This window comes from Candidatus Pelagibacter sp., assembly GCF_052049935.1.
GTDB lineage: Bacteria > Pseudomonadota > Alphaproteobacteria > Pelagibacterales > Pelagibacteraceae > Pelagibacter.
This window is the reverse complement of sequence record NZ_JBNGZA010000005.1, coordinates 24,318-50,742: the sequence shown is the minus strand read 5'-3', so window position 1 is coordinate 50,742 and position 26,425 is coordinate 24,318. Positions and strand designations below refer to the sequence as shown.

Below are 26,425 nucleotides of genomic sequence, written 5' to 3'. Positions count from 1 at the left end.
CGTTCTGTTGCCAGGTGCCCCAAACCCCTGAAATTTTTAAGAATTAGCTTGTTTGATTGAAAGTTTAACTTTTCCTCTGTCAAAACCGATAACTTTAACTTTAACCTCGTCACCTTCTTTAACAACATCAGTTACTTTTGCCACTCTCTTGTCTGCAAGCTCTGAAATATGAACAAGCCCATCTTGTTTTCCTAAAAAATTAACAAATGCACCAAACTCCATAATCTTCATTACTTTTCCACTATAAATTTTATTAAGTTCAGCTTTTGCAGTAATATCTTTGATCATCTGCATTGCTTTATTTCTAGACTCTTCATCAGGCGCAGCAACTGTTACTTCACCTTCGTCATTAATATCAACTTTAGCCCCTGAAACTTCAACAATTTCTCTGATTGTTGCCCCTCCTTTTCCAATCACTGCTGCAATATCTTTTTTATCAACTGTAATTTTTTCCATTTTAGGAGTATGTTTTCCAACATCAGTTCTAGATGCTGATAGAGCTTTATTCATTTCACCGAGAATATGAATTCTTCCATCTTTAGCTTGTTTTAAAGCCTGGTCCATTATTTCAAATGTAATACCTGTAATTTTAATATCCATTTGTAAAGAAGTAATACCATCCTTAGTTCCAGCTACTTTAAAATCCATGTCACCTAAGTGATCTTCATCTCCTAAGATGTCAGATAAAACTGAAAAATCATCACCTTCTTTAATCAATCCCATAGCTATACCAGCAACAGGTTCTTTAATTGGTACTCCTGCATCCATTAATGCTAGTGACGTACCACAGACAGTAGCCATTGATGAAGAACCATTAGATTCTGTAATCTCAGATACTATTCTAAAAATATATGGAAAAGATTCTTTTGGTGGCAATGATGAATTAATTGCTCTCCATGCTAATTTTCCATGTCCAATTTCTCTTCTACCAGTTCCTATTCTGCCAGTTTCTCCCACTGAAAATGGAGGAAAATTATAGTGGAGCATAAATCGTTCTTTTTGTAAGCCATCTAAACTTTCAATTTTTTGCTCATCATCTGATGTTCCAAGAGTCGTTGTTACTATTGCTTGAGTTTCTCCTCTTGTAAATAGTGCTGAACCATGCGTTCTTGGTAGAATTCCAACCTCACATGATATTGGTCTCACATCTGATAAACCTCTACCATCTATTCTATTTTTATTTTTTAGAATATCTGTTCTTACTATTCTTTTCTCAAGATTTTTAAGTTCAGAATTAACATCTAGATCAGTATAATTTTCGTTTTCTTCAAATAACTTTTTAGCTTTATCTGTTATTTCAGAAATCTGATTTGATCTATCTTGCTTATCTCTTGTTCCAAAAGCTTTTTTAAGGCCATCTGTAAAATTATCCTCTAATACTTTTTTTACTTCTGAAAGATCTTTTTTTTCAACAACCCATTCTGGTTTTCTACAATCTTTAGCAAGATCTTCGATCATCTCTATAACTGGTACAAAACCTTCATGACCAAATTTTACTGCATTTAACATCTCTTCTTCAGTTAAACCATTTGCCTCTGACTCGACCATTAGAACAGCATCTTTTGTTCCTGCTACTACTAAATCTAATTTAGATTTTTTAAGTTCTTCTTTTGATGGGTTTAAAACATAATTACCATCTATATATCCAACTCTTGATGCTCCCACTGGTCCAAGAAATGGCATACCAGAAATTGCTAATGCTGCCGAAGAGGCAGTAATAGATAAAATATCTGCTTCATTTTCTTTATCATACGAGATTACAGTTGGTAATAATTGTACTTCATTTTTAAATTCATCTGGAAACAAAGGTCTGATTGGTCTATCGATTAATCTTGAAATTAACGTTTCGCTTTCAGTTGGTCTTGCTTCTCTCTTAAAATATCCACCAGGTATTTTTCCCGCTGCATAATATTTCTCTTGGTAATTAACTGATAATGGAAAGTAATCTACATCTGGATTTACTTTTTTAGCACCTACAACAGTTGCTAATACAACTGTTTCACCACATCGAGCAATAATTGCTCCATCTGCTTGTCTTGCTATTTTTCCTGTTTCTAAACTTATTTTCTTTCCTGCTACTTCTATTTCTTTCTTATGTATTTTAAACATTTCTTTTCCGTTTCGTTCTTTTCGTTTCGTTCCGTGCTATCTATTTTGATCTTATTTTCTTAAATTCAATTTAGACAATACATTTTTGTAAGATTCTAATTTATTTTTCTTTAGATACTCTAACAATTTTTTTCTTCTATTTACCGCTCTTAATAAACCAACTGAAGAGTGTTTATCTTTCTTAAATTGTTTTATGTGTTTTGAAAGAGTTTCAATTTTTTCAGTTAACAATGCAATTTGCACCTCTGATGAACCAGTGTCCTTTTCATGCATTGCTAATTCACTTGCTTTTTTACTCATATTTTTCCTATTTATTTGTTTGTTTAATTAAATTTTCAATTTTTTCCGCATACTCAAAAGACTCATCTTTTCTAAAAAGTAATTTTGGTAAAAATTTTACGATAACTTTCTTTGAAAGAATTTTTCTTATCAAAAAAGAATACTCTTTAAGTTTATTTATAACTTCATCAGCATCTTTGCCTCCCAATGGAAGTACATATGCTTTTGCAATTTTAAGATCTTGGCTCATTCTAACTTCAGTAACTGTTATTGTGTTTGTTTCTAAATTTGGAACTTTTGCTTCATTTCTTAAAAATATCATGCTCAATGATTGTTTAATCATTTCCCCAACTCTTAGCTGCCTTTGTGATATCGGTTTGCCTATTCTATCAGTCATTATATTGACCTTTCTGTAGATGTAACACTAAACGCCTCTATTGTATCGTTTTTTTGAAAATCCATGTAATCTTTTAAAGTAATTCCACATTCTTGGCCATTACTTACCTGTTTAACTTGGTTTTTTTCTCTAAAAATTGAGCTTATTTTCCCAGTATAAATTATTGAACCATCTCTAATAACTCTCACATCTGACACACTTGTAATTTCACCTTCAGTAATTTTAGAACCGGCTACTTTTCCAGCACCAGAAACTTTAAATATTTCCAATACTTGTGCTGTGCCAGTTATTGTCTCTTGAACATCTGGTGATAGCAAGCCTGACATTTTTTGTTTTATATAGTCAAGTACTTCATAAATAATATTGTATGAAGATATTTTGATCCCTTCATTCTCTGCTAATTTTTTTGCCTCTTTACTTGGTTTGACATTAAACGCGATTAAAACTGCATTCGATGCTTTTGCTAAAGTCACATCTGTTTCAGTTACCATACCAATATCAGCTAAAATTATTTTTGGTTTAACTTCTTCATGTTTAATTTGTGTTATTGCGTTTTTAATTGCTTCTGATGAACCATGAACGTCTGATTTGATTATCAAATTTAATTCTTCAGCAGATTTATTTGCGAAAGCAGATTCTTGAGAAGCAAATGATAATGGATTTTTTTTATCTTTACTTTCTACGTCTCTATTTTCACTTAATGTTTTAGCTTCTTTTTCAGAGTCTAAAACAATAAAATCATCACCAGATTTTGCAGCACCATTAATTCCTAAAATTTCTACAGGCGTCGAGGGAGGAGCTTCATCAATGCTCTTACCTTTGTCATTTATAATTGCTCTAACTTTTCCCCATTTTAAACCACTAACAAAAAAGTCACCTTTTTTTAAAGTTCCCGATGTAACAATAACGGTAGCAACTGGTCCTCTCCCAACGTCTATCTTGGACTCTAAAACCACACCAGTAGCTTTTGATTCAAAGTCTGTTTTTAAATCTAAAATTTCTGCTTGAAGAGAAATAGCTTCAATTAATTTATCTAAATTTAATTTTGTCTTAGCTGATATTTCTACCATTAATATATCTCCAGATAAATCTTCAGCAATTAACTCATGTTCTAAAAGTTGATTTTTGATTTTTTGAGGATCTGCTTCTGGAAGATCACATTTATTAATAGCAACTACAATTGGAACATTTGCAGCTTTTGCATGATTTATCGACTCCACAGTTTGAGGTTTTACTCCATCATCTGCTGCAATTACTAAAACTACAATATCAGTTAACTTAGATCCTCTAGCTCTCATTTCTGTAAATGCTGCGTGGCCAGGAGTATCTATAAATGTCAATTTATCTTTTCCATTTTCAACCTGATAAGCACCAATGTGTTGAGTAATGCCTCCAAATTCTCCTGAAACAACGTTAGCACTTCTTAAAACATCTAGAACTGAAGTTTTTCCATGATCCACATGTCCCATGACTGTTATTATGGGCGCTCTATTTTTTAAATTTTCTGCACGAGATTCTTTAATTTTTTGTATTATCTCTTCTGCTTTTTCTTCTCTTATTGGATTATGTCCAAATTCTTTAACCAAAAATTCTGCTGTATCAGCTGCTAAAGTTTGATTAATTGTGACTGTAACACCCATACCAAACAAATATTTAATTACATTACTAGATTGTTCTGCCATCCTATTAGCTAACTCTCTTACAGTAATTGCTTCTGGAATATTGATGTCTCTTTTAACAGGTTTTAGTTTTTCTTTGTCCTCTTCTTTACTTGAATTTTTCAGTTCTTTTTGTCTTGCTCTTTTGACAGATGCCAAACTTCTTTCTCTAGTTTCTATTTCATCACTCAATGCTCTTGAAACTGTAAGTTTTGTGTCTCTTTTTTTTATATCTGTTTTGGATTTTTTATCTTTATCAGTATCTCCTTTTAATCTTTTTGTAGCCCTTTGTTCTGCAAGTTTTCTTCTTTCAAAATCACTTAATGTTGAAGGGGTTTTTGGTGGAAAATTAGGCTTAAAGCCAGAACTTTTTCCAAAATTACTTGATGATTTAAAACCAGCTCCTGTTGGTTTTTTGAAATTTCCTTTTCCCGGAGATTTACCGAAACCTCTGTTCGATGAAGATAAATTTTTTCCCTGTGGTTTAGGAGAATTAAAATCTTTAAAGGATTTTTTTGGATTTCCGGAAATAGTAAGTTTCGTTTTTTTGTTTTCCATTTCTCATCCCTAATCTTTGTAAACTATATTTCTTGCTGACATTATAAGATCATCAGCTTCAGTTTTTGATAAAGCAAAATCCTCTAAATATCCTTGAATTTTTACTCTTTCTCCTTTTACAACATCAAAACCACCAGTAAGTTCGTCTGATGCAAGATCTGCAAAATCTTCTAAAGTTAGAATTTTTTGTTCACCCAGGGTCATAAGCATACCAGGTGTTAATCCTTTTAAACTTCTAAGATCCTCAGAAAGACCAAGTTCTTTAATTTTCTCAGAAATTTCTTCTTTATCTTTTTTATGAAATTCTTGTGCTCTTTCTATAAGTGCTTTTGCAGTATCTTCTTCAATGCCTTCTATCTTTGTCAGATTTTCTAGCGGGCTATCTTTGATATCATCAATCGTTGAAAATCCTTCGGCCACTAAAAGTTGACCAAGTGTTTCATCTAATTCTAAATTTTTAACAAAATTATCTGTTTTTTCTTTAAACTCTTGTTGTCTTTTTTCAGAGTCTTCTTGGTCAGTCATAATATTAATTTCATAGTTAAGCAATTTTGTTGCAAGTCTAACATTTTGACCTCTTCGACCAATAGCTTTACTTAAATTTTCTTCTGTAAGTATTACATCAAGTTTTTTTCTCTCTATATCAACATTAACTCTTTGAACTTCTGCTGGTGATAATGCATTTGAAACTAATACTGCTGGATCCTCAGAGAAATTAACGATATCAATTTTTTCTCCTTGCAGTTCATTTACTACAGCTTGAACTCTTGATCCTCTCATACCAACACAAGCACCTACAGGATCTAATGATGTGTCAACCGCTCTAACACAAATTTTTGCTCTACTTCCTGGGTCCCTTGAAGAAGACTTAATTTCAATCAATCCATCGTATATCTCTGGAACCTCTTGAACAAAAAGTTTTTCCATAAACTTTGGGTGTGCTCTAGATAAGAAAATCTGTTGTCCTCTTGGTTCTTTTCTAACATCATAGCAATATGCTTTTACTCTATCTCCCGCTTTAACATTTTCTCTTGGGATCATTTCATTTTTTTGAATTATTGCTTCCGTTCTTCCAAGATCAACTATTACATTTCCAAATTCTAAACGTTTTACAATTCCACTTAGAATGGTATCTTTTTTATCTATAAAATCGTTATATTGTCTTTCTCTTTCTGCCTCTCTAACATTAAAACTTATTACTTGTTTTGCTGTTTGAGCTGCTATTCTTCCAAAGTCAAAAGATGGTAATGGTTGTAGTACCTCATCCCCGATAGTCTTTAATTTATTCTCATCATTAATACTAATTGCATCTGATAACTTTATTTCTGTATTTGTGTTTTCTGGATTATCAACAATTGTTAATTTTCTAAAAAGCTCGATATCTCCACTATCTCGGTTAATCACAACTTTAATCTCATTGTCCTGACCAAATTTAGATTTTGCTGCTTTTGCAATACCTGTTTCCATTGAACTAATAATAAGTTCTTTGTCTATAGATTTTTCTAACGCTACAGCTTCAGCTATTCTCAATAATTCTAATTTATCTGCTCTTTTATTTAACATATTTTTGTTTACTCCAAAAAAAAATGGGCTGACGCCCATTTTGATAATTCAATAATGTGTATGAAATATATTAGAGAATTTTAATTAATCAATAAAAACTATTTAGAAAAAATATCTATTTTATCTGTTTTTTCCCATGAAAAAGCTCCATTTGACTCTGGTGTTCTTCCAAAATGGCCATAAGCAGCAGTTTTTTCATAAATTGGTTTATTCAATCCTAGCATTTCTCTAATACCTCTGGGGGTTAGATCGAAATTTTCATTAATTTTATTTACAACAAATTTATTTTTTTCAATATCATTATCAAATAGATCAACATAAATTGATAAAGGTTTAGAAACTCCTATTGCATAAGCTAATTGAATTAAGCATTTGTCAGCAATTTTAGAGCCAACAACATTTTTTGCAATATATCTTGCTGCATATGCTGCTGATCTATCAACTTTTGTTGGATCTTTTCCAGAGAAAGCCCCACCTCCATGTGGTGCAGCACCTCCATAGGTATCTACAATAATCTTCCTACCAGTTAAACCACAATCACCATCAGGCCCACCAATTACAAAATTTCCTGTTGGATTAACATAAAATTCTTTCTCATTAAAACCTTCTAAAAATTCTTTTGGTATTGATTTTAACATATAAGGTCTAAGAAGGTCTCTTACATCGTTTTGATTTACATCAGGAGAATGTTGGGAAGATATTACAACTGATTTTACTTTGACAGGCTTACCATCAACATATTCAAAAGTTACCTGGCTTTTAGAATCTGGTTCGATATTTTTTAATTTTCCTAATTTTCGGTCTTCTGCCATCAATCTTAAAATTTTATGAGAATAATGAATAGGTGCTGGCATTAACACATCTGTTTCATTACATGCATAACCAAACATTATTCCTTGATCGCCAGCTCCCTCGTCTTTATTACCTGATGAATCTACACCCATCGCAATATCAGTAGATTGTGAGTGTAAATGACTTTCTATTTTAGTAGCGTCTTTCCAAGTAAAACCATCTTGATCATACCCAATATCTTTTATGCAATCTCTTACTTTTGAAATTAACTCTTCTTTATTAATTTCTGGTCCACGCACTTCACCAGCTAAAACAACTTTATTGGTAGTAGTTAGAGTTTCACAAGCTACTCTTGAATAAGGGTCACCAGACAGAAATGTATCAACTACCATATCTGAAATTCGATCAGATACTTTATCAGGATGTCCTTCTGATACTGACTCACTAGTAAAAAGATAATTTTTTAATTTACTCATTTTTCATCCTATTAAATGAAAATATTAAAAAAATATACAATAAAATCATAATGAAAAAAATTTTGTTACCATATGTGGAAAACATAGTTGTTTGAAAATCTCTTTTTTTATTAAAGTCAATATAACCAGAAACTCCATAATCTAGTTTCTTTTCAACTTGTCCTAGTGGATTTATTATTGCTGCCATTCCATTGTTACTTGATCTTAAAATATATTTTCCACTTTCTATTGCTCTAAAAACACTATGGCTAAAATGTTGTTTGGGTCCAATAGAATTGCCAAACCATCCATCTTCCGAAATATTAAAAATAATATTAAAATTTTTTTTTTTCGAAAGATTGCCAGTATAGATCATCTCATAACATATAAGTGGCAAGAAACTCATATTAAAATTTGAGTTTTGCTCTAAATCAATTATTTCTCTATTTTGTCCTTTTGAGAACGATCCAAAATTATTTGTTATTGTCTCTAAACCTAGTTTGTTTAAAGTTCTCTCAAAAGGTAAAAATTCTCCAAATGGAACTAGATTGACTTTATTGTAAGTACTTAACAAATTTAAATTATTATCGAATACAGATAATGAATTAAAAAACTCATAATTATTATTATCTAACTCTCTATTTGTAATTCCAAGAGCTATAATATGATTTTCATTAAACTTATTTATAAATATATCTTTATATAAAGACATTGTGTTGGCATATGTGTTTGGAATAATACCCTCTGGCCATAAAAAAATTATTTTTTTACTGAAGTCTGGTGTACTAAGATTTATTAGTTCTGTGATTACTTTTTCAGGATCTACATCATAATAAAATCTATCTAGACTTATATTTGATCCTAACACCCTAACAGTATGAGGCATCTCAGTTAGATCTTTATCAAAAAATAATTTTTTTTGATAATTTCCATAGATCAGAAAAAAAATAGGTAAAAGAAACAAAAATATACAAATAGCAATCTCTTTCTTTGAATTTCTCAATACAAACAACGCTGGAGCTGTAAAAAAACTTAAAACAATTAAGTTTAATGAATAAGTTCCAATTAATGATAAAACGCTTAAAAAAGTTATCTTATCAGAGAAACTATAAACAATTAAATTCCATGGAAAACCTGTAAAAATAGTTCCTCTTATAAATTCAACCAATCCAAAAAGTAATGAAAAGAGAAAAAAAGCACTGATTAAATTTTTAGGCCTTAACAGTTTAAAAATAATCGTGATCAGCCCATAAAATATTGCCAAAAAAGATGGAATTAAAATTAATGCAAATGGTATGAGTAATATAAATTGATCTTCAAATGTTAACGATATCGTAATCCAATATAAATTAGTTGAAAAAAATCCAAAACCAAACAACCAACCATAAAAAAAGAATTTTTTATAATTAGTTCTTTTCTTTAACTCTTTAAATAAAAAACCAAAAAAAATACTCAAAGAAAAAAAATTTATTATAAAAAAATTATATGGTGGCAAACTAAAAGAGGAAATGACACCTAAAATAAATATGAAAGATAATTTTATTAAAGATTTTTTTTTCAATTTAATTCAATAATTTTTTTACTGTATTAAAGATATTTTTTTCTGCTGTTTGCATTTTTTTATAATCATTATCATTAATATGATCATAACCTAACAAATGTAAGAAACCATGTATAAAAATTTTTACTGTTTTTTCAGTGAATTTTTTATTTGTTATATTTTTTGGATCATTCATATAATTGAAACTAATTATAATATCTCCCAAATAAAATTCCTTCTTACTCATAATTTTTTGCTCAAAAGGAAAAGACAATACATCTGTGTGTTTATTCTTTTTTCTAAATTTATGATTTAAAACTTTAATTTTTTTATTGTTTGAAAGTAGAAGTGTAAAATAAACTTTTTTATTTTGAAATTTAAATTTATTAGGAAAAAAATTGATAATTTTATTAAAAAATAACTCTTTATTTTTTATCTTTTTTGACCAAGATATTTCTTCTGTAATGACATTAACTTTGATCATTATTGTTATATGCTTTAACAATTTTAGAAACCAAAGGATGTCTTACAACATCTGAGTGATCAAAATCTACAACTGAAATTTCACTTAAATGAGATAGTATCTTTTTGGATTTATCCAGGCCTGACATATTTTTATTGGGCAGATCAATTTGAGATGGATCTCCGTTAACTACAATTTTTGAATTTTCACCAATTCTTGTAAGAAACATTTTTATTTGAGTTTCTGTAGCATTTTGTGCCTCATCTAAAATAGCAAATGAGTTCTTTAAAGTTCTACCTCTCATAAATGCTAGAGGAGCAATCTCAATATCTCCAATTTCAATCATTCTTTGAATTTTTTCAAAATGAAAAAGATCGTAAAGTGAATCATATAAAGGTCTTAGATATGGATCGACCTTTTCTTTCATGTCTCCAGGCAAAAAACCCAATCTCTCTCCAGCTTCAACAGCTGGTCTAGATAATATAATTCTTTCTATTTTCTTTTCTAATAGCATTGTTAATCCTACCGCCACAGCTAAGAAAGTTTTTCCTGTACCAGCTGGACCTGCAGAAATAATTATTTCACTCTGTCTTAAAGCCCTAACGTATTCTTTCTGTTTCTCAGATCTTGGAATAATTGATTTTTTTGGTGTTTTTATAATATCAGTAACATTGGTATTTTTAACTTTTTCATTAATCATAAATTGATCTATAGAGGATATAATATCCTTTTGTTCAATACTTTCATTGTTAATAAATTGATTTGCTAAAAATTGAATTGCATTTTTAACAATTTCATTTTTATCTGGAGTTGATTTTATTAATATTGAATTTCCTCTAGAATAAATGCTTGCTCCTGTTAGCTTTTCCAACTCTTTCAAATTTTTATTAAACTCACCAACTACACCCATCAATAAGTCATTTTCATGAAAAATTACACTCAGAGAATTATTTTCTGAATAAACAAATTTCAAAGAAGATTGGATACCTTTTTTAATTGTATTACTCAATTTAAGCTACTTTTTGTTCTGATTTTCTTACTTTTTCACCAAACAATGTGTTTTGGTTACTATTGTTAATTTTTACTTTTATCACTTGTCCTACATCTTCATCATTACCATCAAATATAACTGAAGTCATGTACTCAGATCTACCAAAAAACTTATTATTTTCTTCAGTTTTATTTTCGACCAAAACATTAATTTCCTGATTTTCTAAAGATTTATTCATTAAAATTTGATGTTCAAATAATTGTTTTTGGACTTTTTCTAGTCTTTCTTTTGAAATTTCTTTATCAATTAATTTTAAATTAGACGCTGCTGTTCCTGGTCTTGGACTGAAAATAAAAGAAAACGAATTAATAAATTTAATATTTTTAATTAATTGAAAAGTTTCATTAAAATCTTTTTCTTCTTCACCAGGATATGCAATTATAAAGTCACTAGAAAATTCTATTTTAGAATTTATTTTTTTTAATCTTTCATAAGTCTTGATGTAATCGCTTATCAAATGTTTTCTATTCATTAATTTTAGAACTTTATCAGATCCACTTTGAACAGGTAAGTGAACTAAAGGCATCAATTTTTTAGAAATCCCGTAAACTTCAATTAAATCATCAGTCATGTCTCTTGGATGAGATGTTGTATACCTAATTCTTTTTATTGTTGGAATTTTTTCAATCTCAAGAATCAAATCTGATAATTTATAATTGTCATAGTTATACGCATTAACATTTTGTCCAAGCAGAGTAATTTCCTTAACTCCATTAAAAGATAAATTTTTAGCTTCATCGATAATTTCATTAAAGGATCTAGAATATTCTGGACCACGTGTATAAGGAACTACGCAAAAATGACAGAACTTATCACATCCCTCTTGAATTGTTAAAAATGATGATACTTTGCTTGAGCTATTTTTAATTTGATTTAAATAATTAAATTTTGCTTCAGCATCAAAATCTGTTTCCTCTAATTTTTTTTGTTTTTCAAAATATTCCTCAATTTTTGGGTTGATTTTATGATAGGCCTGTGGACCAATGACCAAATCAATATATGGTTCTCTTTTTAGCATTTCTTCATTTTCAGCTTGTGCAACACATCCTGCTATAATTACGAAAGGTTTTTTTTTTGATCTGAAATTTTTTTTTATTCTTCCAATATCATGATAAACTTTTTCTTTAGCCTTATCTCTGATGTGACAAGTATTTAAAAGGTAACAATCAGTTTCATCAAGCACATCTGTTTTTTCAAAACCAATTTTTTTAACGGTGTCAAATATACGATTTGAGTCGTATTCATTCATTTGACAACCAAATGTCTTAATAAAAATTTTTTTCATCATTTTTTTGAGTTAATTTTTACTCCATATAACTCTAATTTATGATCTACTAATTTATAACCGTACTTTTTGGCAACTTTTTGTTGCAACTTTTCTATTTCATCATCTACAAATTCAATAATCTCTCCAGTTTTTACATCGATTAGATGGTCATGATGGCCTTCGTTTAATTCCTCGTATCTAGCTTTATCTCCTTTAAATTCATGTTTTGTCAAAATTCCACTTTCCTCAAAAAGTTTTACAGTCCTATAAACTGTAGCAATACTAATTTTTGAGTCTATTTTTGAAACTCTTTTATATAATTCGTCAACATCTGGATGATCTGTTGATTTTGACATAACTTGAGCAATTACACGTCTTTGGTCAGTAAGTTTTACCCCTTTTAATAAACATTTTTCTTCGATGGTTTCTGACATAGCTAGTTTTAACCTGAATAATCAGGATTAATCAAATTTTTTTTAATCTTATATTTTTTGCATAAATCTGGAATATTTTCATATTTAACATTATTTTCTTTTTTAAAATCATTAAAACTAAAACAAAAATAATCTGTATTGTTAGCTAAATTTATTGCTTTTACAGTTGATAAAGAATTCCTAATACCTGCAAAACTACCTGGGCCTCTATTTACATATATTTCAGAAATATTATTTAAATTTTTTTTATGTTTCTTTAAAAATTCGTCAATCAATATAGACAACTTCTCATAGTTAATTTTACTATTTTCATGTTCAACTTTATGAATATTATCTTTATTTATGAACATTAAAAAAATTTTTTCATTTGCAACATCTATTATTATTTTTTCCATTTGCTATTTTCTTCTATCATTTAACTCTATTGCATCTGAAAATGATAGCAAATTTTTTTCAAATGATAAGGGTGTTTTGTCTTTGATGTATCATCGATTTAATGAAAATAAATATCCCTCAACAAACATCAGAATGAATGTGTTTGATAAACAAATGCAAATGATTAAAAGTTTGGGATATAAATTTTATGATCCTAAGTTTTTTGATGAGGAATTTAATATAAGAAAAAAAGAAAAAAAAATATTAATCTCAATAGATGATGGTTTTAGCTCATTTTATGAAGAGGCATGGCCATATTTAAAAAAAAATAATATTCCATTTATTTTATTTGTTTCAACCGAGCCAGTTGGAAAAAATGGTTATATGACATGGGAACAAATTATAGAAATTGAGGAATCACCCTTAGGCACAATTGGACATCATTCTCATACACATGAATACTTAATTGATTTTAATAATGATGATTTTATAGATGATATTGAGACCGCTAGTAAAATCTTTAAAGAAAAACTTGGCTATATTCCCTCTATATTTTCTTATCCCTTTGGAGAATATTCAGAATTTATGAAAAATTACATCTCAAAAAACTTTAGTGTTGCTTTTGGACAACACTCTGGTGTTATTGATTTAAATAAAGATAAGTATGAGCTGCCAAGATTTCCCATAAATGAAAAATATGGTGACTTAAAAAGATTTAAATCTGTTATCAACTATAATCCTCTTGAATATAAATCTATTAAACCTGAAGAAAAAAAAATAAATAATAACTCTAATCCTCCTGAGTTAATAGTTGAGTTTTTTGATGTTCAAACAAATATAAATAAAATTACTTGTTATTCTAATGATGGTGGTAATTGGAAAAAAACAAATTCTACTTTTGAAAACAATGTAATGAAAATAAAATTTGAAGATAAGTTTTTACCAAGAAGAGGAAGAATTAATTGTTCCTTAAATGATAAAGGTAAATGGAGATGGTTTGGGACTCAATTTACTGTAAGAAATTAAATTAAACTTTCTAATTTTTTGCTTGATGGTAATAATTTTGCATCATCAAAATCTTTTAAATTATTTTGATCAATAATTTTTTGTAAAATTTCAACATATTTTATGCCTGTTTCTGCATACTTATCTAAATATTGAGATAAAATTATACTATCTAATTTTTTGCCTTGTGATCTTAATTCGGCTCTTGCTTGTCTAAACTTTTTGTATGATTTATGTGTATTTAAATTTCTTTGATATGCTCTAACAGAAGCTTGCAAAATATTAAATTTCATTACTTTGTGACCCTCAGATAAGTCTGAGTCTTTTGGTTTTAATCCTTCTCCAGACCATGTCCATTGTCCAAATAAAGCATTTCCTTCTAATGCAAATCTGGATGTTCCCCAGCCTGTTTCTTTTGCTGCTTGTGCCAAAGCTAATGAGGTTGGTATTTCGTCCATTCTAATTTTTAAAACTGAAAGATCTTTTGAATTTACTCCATATTGTTTGTATTTTTTATTTAACCATTTTTTCTCAACTTCTGTATTGTTAGATTTTTTAATTATACTAAATAACTTTATTCTATCTAATTTGATCTTATTATTTTCTTCTAATACTAATGGTAATACAATTTGTAAAAATAATTCTTTTCTTTTTTTTGTGTTTTCAATTTTTTTTATCTCATAAGGTAACCAGGTAAGTGCGACTGGTTTTACTAATTTGTTTGTTCTGACATCATTTAAATTATAATTTGTATCTTTAAATAATTGTTTAATAGTTGAGGCATTTAAACGAATTGAATCATTTTCAATATCGTTTAATGTCAAAATATCTGACAACAAATCTTTTTCATTAAAAATTTCAATATCTTCAATTTTTTTTTCTTTTCCATCTACGTTTTTTCCATCAAGTTTATAAACCATAATTTTTCTAGAATCATTTTTAAACTCGCCAGTAAGAATATCCTCATGTAAAAAATTTATAAAAATTGGAGCAACATAAAAAAAAAGCATTACAAATATACATGAAAGAAATGTTCTGCCAATTGTTCCGGTAACCCTATCTCCGAACAAATAAATTGTTTCGATTGTTTTTTTTTTAGAATTAAAATTTATAAATCTTATATTTTTCATTGTATTGCCTCTACTTCTTTGACTTCTTTGATATAGTGTTTTAATAAATTCTGAACGCCCTGTTTTAATGTCATTGTAGAGCTCGGACACCCTGAGCAACTTCCTTGTAATTGCACTCTTACAATTCCATCTTTAAATTCCTTAAATTTTATATCACCACCATCTTTAGCAACAGCAGGTCTAATTTTCTGGTCTAAAATTTTAATTATATTTTGTTCAATTTCAGAACGATTTGAAATTTTTTCATCCAAATTTTTATCAATTACAAAATCCTTACCATCTGAATAAAAATCATTAATAAGAGAAATAACTATATGTTTTATTTCCTCCCAACTAATACTGCCACTTTTATTTACTGATATAAAATCTTCACCTAAAAAAATTCCCTCAACTCCATTTACTGATAATAAATTTCTTACTAATTCATTATTAATATTATCTTTTTTTGTTATCTCAAAAGAACCATTATTAGAAACTTTTTTCCCTGGTAAAAATTTTAATGAATTAGGATTTGGTGTAATTTCAGTTTGTACAAACATATTTGCAATATAGTAATTAATTTTAAAATTTAAACTTGATAATTAAAAAATTAATTAAATCCGATTATTTGCTTTATTTTTTTAACTTTCTCTGAAGCAATATTATTTGCTTTTTCAAAACCTAAATCAAGAATCTTGTCTAAATAATTTTGATTAGACATTAATTTATTAATTTCTCTTGATATTGGGTCAAGTTTATCAACTAAAACTTGAATTAAAGAATCTTTAAATTCAGAAAAGTTTTTACCAGAAAATTGACTAATTGTTTTTTCTAGTGTCGTATCATTTAAACTTGAATATATACTCAATAAATTTTTTGCTTCGGGTCTTTTTTCCAAATCTTTAATTTCTGCTGGTAAAGGCATAGGATCTGTTTTAGCTTTTTTAATTTTTGAAATAATCACATCTTTATTATCAGTTAAATTAATTCTACTTAGATCTGATACTTCAGATTTACTCATTTTTTTTTTACCATCTCTCAAGCTCATAATTCTAGAAAACTCTTTTTGAATTAATGGTTCTGGAATTTTTAAAAAATTTTCTTGTTCAAAATCATTATTAAACTTTTGAGCTATATCACGACTTAATTCTAGATGTTGTTTTTGGTCTTCTCCAACAGGTACATGTGTTGCATCATAAAGCAAAATATCAGCTGCCATTAAAACTGGATATGAATATAACCCAACACTCGCTTTTTCTTTGTCTTTTCCTGCTTTCTCTTTAAATTGGGTCATTCTATTCAACCAACCCATTCTTGCCACACAACTAAAAATCCATGCCGCTTCTGCATGAGCTGAAACTCTTGATTGATTAAATATTATATTTTTTTCAGGATCAATCCCGCTTGCCACAAAAGTCGCAACAGTTTCTCGAATATTTTCAGTCAATAATTTTGGATCTTGTTTTACAGTTATTGCATGAAGATCTACAACACAATAGATACAGTGATTATTTTGATCATTTCCTAATTCTACAAAATTTTTTATAGCACCCAAATAATTTCCTAAATGCAAATTACCAGTAGGTTGAACACCTGAAAAAATTTTCTTACTCATAACTAATTAATATTTAGCCCTAATATCACTTAATTTAAATGCTTTAATTAAAAAAGAAACCAAAAGATAAAAAAGAATGCTTAAAAGCACAAAAATTAAAATAAAAATTGCTTTTAATGAATAATCATCATCTAAATAATAACTAAATTCGGTAATCATAAAATAAAAAAATATTCCCATAACTAGGGAAGCAAATGTAATTTTAATAAATTGAATTAAAAAGCTTTTGTTAAATTTAAATAAGTCTTTATTTAATAAATATAAAAATAAAATAATCGTGTTAAACCATGACGAAATTGAAGTTGCAATTGGTATAATTATAAATCCTATTTCTTTAAAATAATACACGCTTATGAAAACATTTAATGCTACTGAAACTAAAGATATATAAAAAGGGTTTTTGGTATCATTGTTTGCAAAAAAGAAACTTGAAAATATTTTTATTAGAGCAAATGCTGGTAAGCCAAATGCAAAATAAAAAAGAGCTTTTGAAGAATTAATTATAGATTGCTCATTAAAAGATCCATATCCAAACAAAGCAGATACTATTTCCTCTGAGCCTAAAAGTAAAGCTATAGAGGCTGGTAAAGATAAAAATAAACAAAGTTCGATTGATTTATTTTGGATAAGATTAATTTTTTCTCTATTTTTTGATTGAATATATTTTGATAGTTGAGGAAGTATAACTACTCCTATAGCAATTCCGGCTATCGCTAAATTTATTTGATAGATTCTATCAGCATAATATAAATATGAAACGGCTCCAGCTTGAAAGGAGGCAATTATAGTACCAATTAAAACATTTATTTGTGTTACACCAGCAGCAAAAATACTTGGAAATAATTTCTTGAAAAAGAACTTTATTTTTTGATTAAAATTAATTTTAATAAGTAAATATAGTGAAAAATATTTTTTAACAAAAATATATAAAAATAATAATTGTATAATCCCACTAATTGTTACTGCATAAGACAATTGATAAGCAAGTTGATCTCCGATGTTGGCTGAAATTAATAATGTAATTATTAATATCAAATTTAAAATAATAGGAGAAGCGGCGGCTGCAGCAAATCTATTATGTGAGTTTAATATTGCAGCAAAAAACGATGCTAATGATACAAACAATAAGAAAGGGAAAGTAATTCTTGTTAATTTAACTGCTAAATCTATTTTTTGATCATCTTCGATGAAACCTGGCGCTAACAATGAAACAAAAAAAGGGGCAAATAATTCAACAATAATTACTAAAAGAAACAATACTATTAATAAAATATTAAAAACTTGATTTGCAAACTTATCAGATTTTATTTTTCCTGATCTTTGTTCAGATGTATAACTTGGTATAAACGCAGCATTAAATGTTCCTTCTGAAAATAATCTTCTAAATGTATTTGGAATTCTAAATGCCACAAAAAATGCATCCGCTATAAAACCTGTTCCTAAAAAGAACGCTATTAAGATATCTCTGATATATCCAGATATCCTGCTTAACACTGTAAAGAAACTAAATGTGCCTGTTGACTTAATCAAGTTCATAAATCATATTAGTCTTAATTTAGTCCTATTTGTACATATAAATACCATAAATGAAAAAAACAAAAACTGATCATTACACTGATAAAGAAGCATTAGAGTTTCATACTAAAAAAAAACCTGGCAAGATTGAGATTGTTTCATCAAAAAATATGACAACAAAAAGAGATCTTGCTCTTGCATATTCTCCTGGGGTAGCAGTTCCTGTAAAAAAAATAAGTGAAAATCCTGAGACTGCTTATGATTATACAAGTAAAGGTAATTTAGTGGCTGTAATTAGTAATGGATCTGCAATTTTAGGGTTGGGTAATTTAGGAGCTCTTGCCTCTAAACCAGTAATGGAAGGAAAAGCAGTATTGTTTAAAAGATTTGCAGATATAGATTCGATAGACTTAGAGATTGATTGTTCAGACGCTAATGAAATAATTCAAAGTATAAAAAATTTTGCACCTAGTTTTGGAGGTATAAACTTAGAAGACATAGCAGCACCAGATTGTTTTATAATTGAACAAAAATTAAAAGAAATTTTAGATATTCCTGTCTTCCATGATGATCAACATGGAACTGCAATCATTACAACTGCTGCCTTAATAAATGCTTTAGATATAAGTGGTAAATCAATCAAAGATATCAAAATAGTAGTCAATGGAGCTGGTGCGTCTGCAATAGCTTGCACTGAATTATTTAAAAGAACTGGAGTATCTCAAGAGAATGTAATTATGCTTGATAGAAAAGGTGTAATTTATAAAGGTAGACCAGAAAAAATAGATCAATGGAAATCTAGACATGCAATAGAAACAAAAAAAAGAACTTTGGAAGATGCTATTGATGGTGCAGATGTTTTTTTAGGATTATCAGCTAAAGGAGCTTTACCAAAAGCATTCGTAAAAAAGATGGCAAAAAATCCAATTATATTTGCTTGTGCAAATCCAGATCCAGAAATTACTCCTGAGGAAATTGAAGAAGTAAGAGATGACGCAATTATAGCAACTGGAAGATCTGATTATCCAAATCAAGTAAATAATTTAATCGGTTTTCCATACATATTTAGGGGTGCTTTAGACGTAAGATCTAAAACAATCAATGAAGAAATGAAAGTTGCTGCAGCTCATGCTATTGCTGACCTAGCAAGAGAAGATGTGCCAGACGAAGTAGTTGCTGCAATGGGGGGTAACAGGCCTCATTATGGTAAAGAATATATCATTCCCTCAACTTTTGACCCAAGATTGATAAGCGTTATACCTGCTGCTGTTGCGAAAGCTGCAATGGATACAGGTGTTGCGAGAAAAGAAATAAAAAATTTTGATACGTACAAAGAAAAATTAAAACAAAGATTGGATCCTACTGTTACAATAATGAACGGGATAAACAACTTAATTAAAAACAAACAGAAGAGAATAGTATTTGCTGATGGGGAAGATGAAAATACTTTAAAAGCTGCAATTGCCTTTAAAAATTCTAAATTAGGTATTCCTATATTGGTAGGAAAAGAAGCAAAGATTAAAAAACAAATCCAAAAGATTGGTTACGATGATCATTTTGATTTTGAAATAACTAATTCAACAGACAATTCAAAAAGAGAAAAATATACAAAATACTTATTTAAAAAACTTCAAAGGGAACAAGGTCTTTTGGAGTGGGATTGTGACAGACTTATAAGAAATGATCGTGTAATTTGGGCTTCTTGTATGGTCGCTTGTGGTGATGCTGATGGTGCGGTAACTGGAAATACAAGACGTTTTGGTGCTTCGTTGGAAAAAATACAACAAGTAATAGGTGCAAGAGATGGGGAAATAATGTTTGGATTAAATCTTGTCGTTCATAAAGGGAAAACAATTTTCGTTGCAGACACAAGCGTTCATGAATGGCCAACATCCCAACAACTATCTGAAATCGCAATCTCAGCAGCAAGAGTAGTTAGATTATTTGGATTTGATCCTAAAGTTGCTTTTGTTTCACACTCAACTTTTGGACAACCAGTGACAAGCAGAACAGAACAAATCAGGGAAGCTGTTGAAATTCTAAAAAATAAAAAAGTAGATTTTGAGTTTGATGGAGATATGCAGCCTGATGTTGCGTTAAGTGAAGAGTACAAAAAATTGTATCCTTTTTCTAAAATTGTTGGTAACGCAAATATACTAATCATGCCTGGTCAACACGCAGCATCTATATCATATAAAATGATAAAAGCGTTTGGTGATAGTAAGGTTATTGGACCATTACTGATTGGTCTTGGATTGCCAATAGAAATTGCTCCATTGAGGTGTTCAACCTCAGAAATTTTAAATCTAGCATCTATTGCTGCATATTCTTCAGATATAATTAATTACAATCTAAAAAATTAATTTTTTTGCACTCTTAATTCTTCAACTAATAAGATACTTGCAATTACATCTTCTACATCAAGAATTTTTTTTGCTTCATCAATAACCTCATTTTTTTCATCTTCGCTTGATGCTATGCCATAAATAAATATTTTTTTCTTATACGTATCTATCTGATAGTTAATTGCTTTAATGTTTTTATTTAAAATTATTGCAGACCTTAATTGAGAAGTAATTAAAATATCTTTAGCTGATTGTTTAAAATCAAAATTTTCTTTAATTTTAATATCATTTCTTACTGACCTTACGCCACTAATTTCCCAAGCTAATTTAGTTAATTGTAGTTTTTCCTCTGGATCATCAACTTTGCCAGTTAAAAATATTCTTCCGTCTAACACTTCTATTTTTACTTTCAACAAATGATCTTTATTTCTGAGTAAAATTTTAGTTTGTAAATTTTTTTCCATTATTGAATCATCTATTTGTGTTCCAACAGTTCGTGGATCTAGCGCAACTGTAACACCTGTTCCAAATAAACCTGTGGATGTTACGGCTATACAACCATTTAACATTAAAGATAATAAAAGTAATAAAAATTTATTTTTCATTTTTTATTTTTAAACAGTAATTATAAACTTCTTTTTTTTTAATTTTTTTATCCAAACAAATTAATGAAATAATTTCTTTAATACTTAATTTCTTAATCATTTTGTTTATTTTATTCTTATCTGATTCACTTAAAGTTTGCGAAGATTTTTTTTCATCAATCTTTTCTGAGACTACCACTGTAACCTCCCCTTTTAGAGTCAAATTAGATATATCAACTTCTCTAACAGTGCCCCTGACAAATTCTTCATAAATTTTTGTCATTTCTCTACAAATTAAGATATTTCTTTCTAAAAAATATTTTTTAAATTCTGTTAAAGTTTTTTCTAATTTTCTTGCTGAAATAAAAAATACTATTGAACAGTTTAAACTTGAAAGCTTTAATAAATCATCATTTAATATCTTTTTCTTTTCAGGCAAAAAACCATAAAAATAGAATTTTTCAGAAAATCCACTTACAGAAATTGCACTTGTAACTGCTGAAGGACCTGGGATTGGAACAATCTTAATATCATTTTTTACACACTCTTTTACTAAAAGTTTTCCGGGATCAGAAACGATCGGTGTTCCAGCATCAGATATCAATGAAATTATACTACCTGATTTTAATAGTTTGATAACTTTATCTAAACTTTTTGCTTCATTAAATTTATGATAAGAAATTAAATTTGAATTTATATTGTACTTTTTCAATAAGTTTTTGGAAACTCTGGTATCTTCACACAAAATGTAATCTGAATTTTTTAAAATCTCAATTGCTCTAAGAGTTATATCCTTTAAATTACCAATAGGAGTTGATATTAAATAAAGACCTTTTTTAAACTTATTATTGTCAGATTTAAAATTTAAGCTCATTTGGAAAATAAATTGTTATAATACTATTCAAATGAATAAAATTTCAAAGTTAATTATTTCAACAATAATTGTAATTTTTTATTTAACTAACTCTTACGCCAACGAAGATACTAAACTTAAAATAGGTTTACTTATACCAATCTCAGGGGAAAACTATGAACTAGGACAATCAATAATCAAAGCTATCAGAATGGCTATGAACGACATTAATACAGATAAATTAGAGATTATAATTAAAGATACTAAATCTGATCCAGCAACTACTTTAAAGTCCGCTAATGAGCTAAAGCTTGAAGGAATTAATTTAACAATTGGTCCTGTTTTTTACGAGAGCTTAAAATATCTTGATGAAATAAAGGATATGATTTTTTTATCATTTACAAATCAAACAATAGATTTACCAAAAAACGTTATTAGCTCTGGTGTTAATTCAACATCCCAATTAAATACAATAAAAAAATTTTTAGAAGATAATGAAATTAATAATACTATATTTCTAATACCCAAATTGAGTTATGAGGAAGAATTAAAAAAAAGCATAAAAAAATCTAAAATTAAAATTTCAAAAACTCATTTCTATGAAAAAGAACCAACCAAACTTACAAGTCAAATTGAAAATATAACCAATTATAAAATCAGAAAACAAAATCTTGAGGATGAACTTTATAGATTAGAAAATTCTAATGAATTTAATAAAGAGAAAAAAATTGAACAATTAAAAATGAAATACACTTTAGGTGACGTTAAATTTAATTCTGTAATAATTGCTGACTTTGAAGAAAGTTTAAAAAGTGTAACTACTTCTTTGTTATATTCTGATATTTCTCCAAAAAATAAATATTTTATAACTCTCAATCAATGGTTTGATGAAAGCTTAATTAATGAAAAAGATATTCAGCCAATTTATTATCCTTCTATAAATAAAGATAATTTTGAAAAATATAAGTTAAGATATCAATTAGATTTTGAAGAAGAACCAAATCATTTATCACTTCTAAGTTATGATTTAGTGGGATTGGTTTATTATTTATCTTTTAAAAATAATTTTGATTTGTCTGATACCAATAAAATATTTAAGAGAAAAAATTCATTTAAAGGAAAAATAGGAATTTTTGACATCAAAAATAACGAAATAAATCATCGTTTGAATTTTTATAAAATTGAAAATAAAAAAATCATAAAAATTTTTTAATTTTCTTAAAAGCATTGAACCTATGATCCATTTTATATTTTTGAGATGGTTTCATTTCTCCAAATGTTTTGCTCTTTCCGAATGGTATAAAAATAGGATCATAACCAAATCCATTTTCTCCTTTTGGAACAGACGATATGTGGCCTTCTACTTTACCTTGAACGCAAGCAATTATTTTATTTAAATTGCTTATTGAAAGCGCACAAATAAATCTTGCTTTTATTTTTTTACTTTTCCAATTTTTATCTACTTTATTTAATTCTTTATAAACCCTTTTAATTGCTTTATTAAAATCGCCTTTTCTTCCCCCCCATCTAGCAGAAAAAATACCAGGTCTTTTATTTAGAAGATCGACCTCTAAGCCAGAGTCATCCGCCAAACAAATAAGATTACTTTTTAATGAAAAGTATCTAGATTTAATCAATGAATTTTCTTTGAATGTTTTTCCGTCCTCTTTTGGACTGTTCAGTTTAAAGTCTGATGTTGAATAAATATTTATAGATTTTGGCAATAAACTCTTAATTTCCTTTAATTTTCCTCTATTATTTGTTCCTACAATAAGATTTTTAATTTTTTTTTGAGACATCTGGAAATTTATCGATTTCTTACCATATATGTCTTCATGGAAAAAGAGCAAACCAATAATCAAGAACAAAATCAAGAAATTTCAAACACTGAAGAGGATACACAACAAAAAGAAAGTTCTCTTTCAGAGACTACTGAAGCAGCAAAAGAACTTTCTCCAGAAGATAAAATTGCTGAACTTGAAGATAAATTGGCTAGAACTTTTGCTGAGATGGAAAATCAAAGAAGAAGATTTGAAAAAGAAAAAGAAGACGCTTTTGAATATGGCGGATCTTCTTTTGCAAAAGAAGCTTTAAGTTTAATTGATAATCTTGAGAGATCTAAAATAGTACTTGAAAGTGACGATTCTCTTAAAAACACGGAAGCGTTAAAGAAAACCTTAGAGCACTTTAATATTATTAGTAAAGATTTAATTTCTATATTTAGCAAAAACAACATCAAACCAATCGAGAGTTTAAATAAAAAACTTGATCCAAATTACCATCAAGCAATGATGGAAATAGAAGATGGATCTAAAGAGCCTGGAACCATAATTCAAGAAATTCAAAAAGGTTTTACAATCAAAGATCGTTTATTAAGACCATCGCTTGTTGGGGTAGCAAAAAAACCTTCAGAAAAAAATGAAAAAGTTCAGGAAAACAAAGAAAATTTGGAGAAGAAATAATGTATGTGACAACTTGTAGATTAAAAATAAACACTTATATGACGAAAGAGAGATATTAATTATGAGTAAAATTATTGGAATAGATTTAGGGACTACTAATTCATGTGTTGCAATCATGGAAGGTAGTCAGGCAAAAGTTTTAGAAAATGCTGAAGGTGCGAGAACAACGCCATCTGTTGTTGCTTTTACTGATGAAAATGAAAAACTAATTGGTCAACCAGCAAAAAGACAGGCTGTAACTAATCCCGAAAATACAATTTTTGCAGTTAAAAGATTGATTGGTAGAAATTTTGATGATCCAACTGTAAAAAAAGATGTAGAGGCAGCCCCTTTTAAAATTGTAAATTCAGAAAAAGGAGATGCATGGATTGAAGCAAAAGGAGAAAAATATTCTCCATCACAAATTTCCGCTTTCATTTTACAAAAAATGAAAGAAACTGCAGAAAAATATTTAGGTCAAGCTGTAACAAAAGCGGTAATTACTGTTCCAGCTTATTTTAATGATGCACAAAGACAAGCTACAAAAGATGCTGGTAAAATTGCTGGCCTTGAAGTTTTAAGAATTATAAATGAACCGACTGCAGCTTCGTTAGCGTATGGTTTAGATAAAAAGCAAAACAAAAAAATTGCGGTTTATGATCTGGGCGGAGGTACATTTGATGTTTCTATTTTAGAATTAGGTGACGGTGTATTTGAAGTTAAGTCAACAAATGGAGATACTTTTTTAGGTGGAGAAGACTTTGATAATGCTGTTGTTGAATATTTGATTTCTGAATTTAAAAAAGATAATGGCATTGATTTAAAATCTGACAAACTAGCACTTCAAAGATTAAAAGAAGCTGCGGAAAAAGCCAAAATCGAATTATCATCAGCTGAACAAACTGATATTAATCTTCCATTTATCACTGCTGATAAAACTGGACCCAAGCATATAAATTTAAAAATGACTAGAGCCAAGTTAGAAGCTTTGGTAGAAGATTTAATTGCTAGAACTATACCACCTTGTCAAACAGCACTTAAGGATGCTGGGATTTCTGCGAATGAGATTGATGAAGTTGTTATGGTAGGTGGAATGACAAGAATGCCAAAAGTAATTAATGAAGTAAAAAACTTTTTTGGAAAAGATCCAAATAAAAGCGTTAATCCAGATGAAGTTGTTGCTATGGGTGCAGCTATTCAAGCTGGTGTATTACAAGGAGATGTAAAAGATGTGTTATTGCTCGATGTTACTCCTTTATCTCTTGGTATTGAAACACTTGGTGGAATATCAACAAAATTAATTGATAAAAATACAACAATTCCGACAAAAAAGAGCCAAGTTTTTTCAACTGCAGAAGATAATCAACCAGCAGTTTCTATAAGAGTTCTTCAAGGTGAAAGGGAAATGGCAACTGACAATAAATTGTTAGGTAACTTTGAACTAGTTGGAATAGCTCCAGCTCCAAGAGGAGTTCCTCAAATTGAAGTTACTTTTGATATTGATGCAAACGGGATAGTTAATGTTTCTGCTAAAGACAAAGGAACTGGTAAAGAACAAAAGATTCAAATTCAAGCATCAGGTGGTTTAAGTGATGAAGAAATTGAAAAAATGGTTAAAGATGCAGAGGCCAATAAGGAAGCTGACAAAAAGAAAAGGGAGTCTGTTGATGTAAGAAACCAGGCAGATACTCTTATTCACTCAACTGAAAAAAATCTTAAAGAACATGGATCTAAAATTTCTGATGCAGAGAAAAAAGCAATTGAAGATTCATCAGCAGCTGTAAAAGAGGCTCTTAAAGGTGATAATATTGAAGATATCAAGAAAAAAACAGAAGCTTTAGTTCAAGCATCTATGAAACTTGGTGAAGCAATCTATAAATCACAACAAAATATAAAACCAGATTCTGGAAAAGATGATGGAAAAGACAACAAGGATAAAAAAGACGATAATGTTGTTGATGCTGACTTCGAAGAAGTAAAAGACGAAAATAAAGAAAAAAGCGCTTAACAGACAACT

At 28.7% G+C, this 26,425-nt stretch carries 24 protein-coding genes; 5 read left to right on the top strand and 19 right to left on the bottom strand.

All coding sequences use genetic code 11. The features are described 5' to 3' along the window. Positions 1-36 precede the first annotated feature (36 nt). The 12 genes from pnp to ACTT90_RS03430 all read right to left on the bottom strand — a co-directional run bounded on the left by pnp (position 37) and on the right by ACTT90_RS03430 (position 12,916). Positions 37-2,109, bottom strand: coding sequence for a polyribonucleotide nucleotidyltransferase (gene pnp / locus ACTT90_RS03485; RefSeq protein ID WP_440937461.1), 2,073 nt, complete (start codon positions 2,107-2,109; stop codon positions 37-39). Between the two features lie 51 nt (positions 2,110-2,160). Next, the gene (rpsO, locus tag ACTT90_RS03480) at positions 2,161-2,409 is read right to left on the bottom strand and encodes a 30S ribosomal protein S15 (RefSeq protein ID WP_440937460.1); all 249 of its coding nucleotides are present in this window, start codon (positions 2,407-2,409) and stop codon (positions 2,161-2,163) included. 7 nt (positions 2,410-2,416) lie between these two features. Continuing rightward, the gene (gene rbfA, locus ACTT90_RS03475; protein WP_440937459.1) at positions 2,417-2,785 is read right to left on the bottom strand and encodes a 30S ribosome-binding factor RbfA; all 369 of its coding nucleotides are present in this window, start codon (positions 2,783-2,785) and stop codon (positions 2,417-2,419) included. Further along, a complete protein-coding gene (gene infB, locus ACTT90_RS03470; RefSeq protein ID WP_440937458.1) occupies positions 2,785-5,001 on the bottom strand; it encodes a translation initiation factor IF-2 in 2,217 nt (738 codons plus the stop codon). The genes rbfA and infB overlap by 1 nt, the downstream gene beginning before the upstream one ends. A gap of 9 nt (positions 5,002-5,010) precedes the next feature. After that, the gene (gene nusA, locus ACTT90_RS03465; protein WP_440937457.1) at positions 5,011-6,564 is read right to left on the bottom strand and encodes a transcription termination factor NusA; all 1,554 of its coding nucleotides are present in this window, start codon (positions 6,562-6,564) and stop codon (positions 5,011-5,013) included. Positions 6,565-6,662: 98 nt separating this feature from the next. Further along, entirely contained in the window at positions 6,663-7,832 is a 1,170-nt protein-coding gene (metK, locus tag ACTT90_RS03460; RefSeq protein WP_440937456.1) for a methionine adenosyltransferase, read from the bottom strand. Further along, positions 7,825-9,372 carry an apolipoprotein N-acyltransferase gene (lnt, locus tag ACTT90_RS03455; RefSeq protein WP_440937455.1) on the bottom strand — a complete coding sequence of 516 codons (1,548 nt, stop codon included), beginning with the start codon at positions 9,370-9,372 and terminating at the stop codon, positions 7,825-7,827. Before lnt ends, metK begins: the two co-directional genes overlap by 8 nt. A 1-nt stretch (position 9,373) precedes the next feature. Continuing rightward, the gene (gene ybeY, locus ACTT90_RS03450) at positions 9,374-9,835 is read right to left on the bottom strand and encodes an rRNA maturation RNase YbeY (RefSeq protein WP_440937454.1); all 462 of its coding nucleotides are present in this window, start codon (positions 9,833-9,835) and stop codon (positions 9,374-9,376) included. Beyond that, a complete protein-coding gene (locus ACTT90_RS03445; RefSeq protein ID WP_440937453.1) occupies positions 9,822-10,823 on the bottom strand; it encodes a PhoH family protein in 1,002 nt (333 codons plus the stop codon). The genes ybeY and ACTT90_RS03445 overlap by 14 nt, the downstream gene beginning before the upstream one ends. Position 10,824: 1 nt before the next feature. Further along, complete coding sequence (gene miaB / locus ACTT90_RS03440; protein ID WP_440937452.1) at positions 10,825-12,153, bottom strand: tRNA (N6-isopentenyl adenosine(37)-C2)-methylthiotransferase MiaB; 1,329 nt, start codon at positions 12,151-12,153, stop codon at positions 10,825-10,827. Continuing rightward, on the bottom strand, positions 12,150-12,566 hold the full coding sequence (locus tag ACTT90_RS03435; protein WP_440937451.1) for a Fur family transcriptional regulator: 417 nt from the start codon (positions 12,564-12,566) through the stop codon (positions 12,150-12,152). The genes miaB and ACTT90_RS03435 overlap by 4 nt, the downstream gene beginning before the upstream one ends. Before the next feature lie 8 nt (positions 12,567-12,574). Beyond that, the gene (locus ACTT90_RS03430; protein WP_440937450.1) at positions 12,575-12,916 is read right to left on the bottom strand and encodes a peptidase M22; all 342 of its coding nucleotides are present in this window, start codon (positions 12,914-12,916) and stop codon (positions 12,575-12,577) included. Between ACTT90_RS03430 and ACTT90_RS03425 the strand changes: the two genes are divergently transcribed. Next, on the top strand, positions 12,909-13,967 hold the full coding sequence (locus ACTT90_RS03425; RefSeq protein WP_440937449.1) for a polysaccharide deacetylase family protein: 1,059 nt from the start codon (positions 12,909-12,911) through the stop codon (positions 13,965-13,967). The genes ACTT90_RS03430 and ACTT90_RS03425 overlap by 8 nt on opposite strands. Here ACTT90_RS03425 and ACTT90_RS03420 read toward each other — a convergent pair. From ACTT90_RS03420 to murJ, 4 genes are read right to left on the bottom strand one after another with little or no spacing between them, the layout of a single operon-like run. Next, entirely contained in the window at positions 13,964-15,076 is a 1,113-nt protein-coding gene (locus ACTT90_RS03420) for a glucosaminidase domain-containing protein (protein ID WP_440937448.1), read from the bottom strand. The two genes, ACTT90_RS03425 and ACTT90_RS03420, sit on opposite strands and share 4 nt — an antisense overlap. Beyond that, positions 15,073-15,615 (bottom strand): NifU family protein, encoded by a 543-nt coding sequence (locus ACTT90_RS03415; protein WP_440937447.1) that lies wholly within the window; start codon positions 15,613-15,615, stop codon positions 15,073-15,075. The genes ACTT90_RS03420 and ACTT90_RS03415 overlap by 4 nt, the downstream gene beginning before the upstream one ends. Positions 15,616-15,665: 50 nt before the next feature. Beyond that, positions 15,666-16,670, bottom strand: coding sequence for a tryptophan--tRNA ligase (gene trpS, locus ACTT90_RS03410; RefSeq protein ID WP_440937446.1), 1,005 nt, complete (start codon positions 16,668-16,670; stop codon positions 15,666-15,668). 6 nt (positions 16,671-16,676) lie between these two features. Further along, positions 16,677-18,206 carry a murein biosynthesis integral membrane protein MurJ gene (murJ, locus tag ACTT90_RS03405; protein ID WP_440937445.1) on the bottom strand — a complete coding sequence of 510 codons (1,530 nt, stop codon included), beginning with the start codon at positions 18,204-18,206 and terminating at the stop codon, positions 16,677-16,679. 50 nt (positions 18,207-18,256) lie between these two features. On the opposite strand from murJ, the gene ACTT90_RS03400 reads away from it, so the two are divergent. Continuing rightward, on the top strand, positions 18,257-20,548 hold the full coding sequence (locus ACTT90_RS03400; protein ID WP_440937444.1) for an NADP-dependent malic enzyme: 2,292 nt from the start codon (positions 18,257-18,259) through the stop codon (positions 20,546-20,548). On the opposite strand, the gene ACTT90_RS03395 is transcribed toward ACTT90_RS03400, so the two are convergent. After that, entirely contained in the window at positions 20,545-21,135 is a 591-nt protein-coding gene (locus ACTT90_RS03395; RefSeq protein ID WP_440937443.1) for a BON domain-containing protein, read from the bottom strand. The genes ACTT90_RS03400 and ACTT90_RS03395 overlap by 4 nt on opposite strands. Further along, on the bottom strand, positions 21,125-21,988 hold the full coding sequence (rsmI, locus tag ACTT90_RS03390) for a 16S rRNA (cytidine(1402)-2'-O)-methyltransferase (RefSeq protein WP_440937442.1): 864 nt from the start codon (positions 21,986-21,988) through the stop codon (positions 21,125-21,127). The genes ACTT90_RS03395 and rsmI overlap by 11 nt, the downstream gene beginning before the upstream one ends. Before the next feature lie 31 nt (positions 21,989-22,019). Between rsmI and ACTT90_RS03385 the strand changes: the two genes are divergently transcribed. After that, positions 22,020-23,180, top strand: coding sequence for an ABC transporter substrate-binding protein (locus tag ACTT90_RS03385; RefSeq protein ID WP_440937441.1), 1,161 nt, complete (start codon positions 22,020-22,022; stop codon positions 23,178-23,180). Here ACTT90_RS03385 and rdgB read toward each other — a convergent pair. After that, the gene (gene rdgB / locus ACTT90_RS03380) at positions 23,164-23,766 is read right to left on the bottom strand and encodes an RdgB/HAM1 family non-canonical purine NTP pyrophosphatase (protein ID WP_440937440.1); all 603 of its coding nucleotides are present in this window, start codon (positions 23,764-23,766) and stop codon (positions 23,164-23,166) included. The genes ACTT90_RS03385 and rdgB overlap by 17 nt on opposite strands. Before the next feature lie 36 nt (positions 23,767-23,802). On the opposite strand from rdgB, the gene ACTT90_RS03375 reads away from it, so the two are divergent. Both ACTT90_RS03375 and dnaK read left to right on the top strand, forming a co-directional pair. Then, positions 23,803-24,429, top strand: coding sequence for a nucleotide exchange factor GrpE (locus ACTT90_RS03375; RefSeq protein WP_440937439.1), 627 nt, complete (start codon positions 23,803-23,805; stop codon positions 24,427-24,429). A 61-nt stretch (positions 24,430-24,490) separates the two neighbouring features. Beyond that, entirely contained in the window at positions 24,491-26,416 is a 1,926-nt protein-coding gene (gene dnaK / locus ACTT90_RS03370) for a molecular chaperone DnaK (RefSeq protein WP_440937438.1), read from the top strand. Positions 26,417-26,425: the final 9 nt, after the last annotated feature.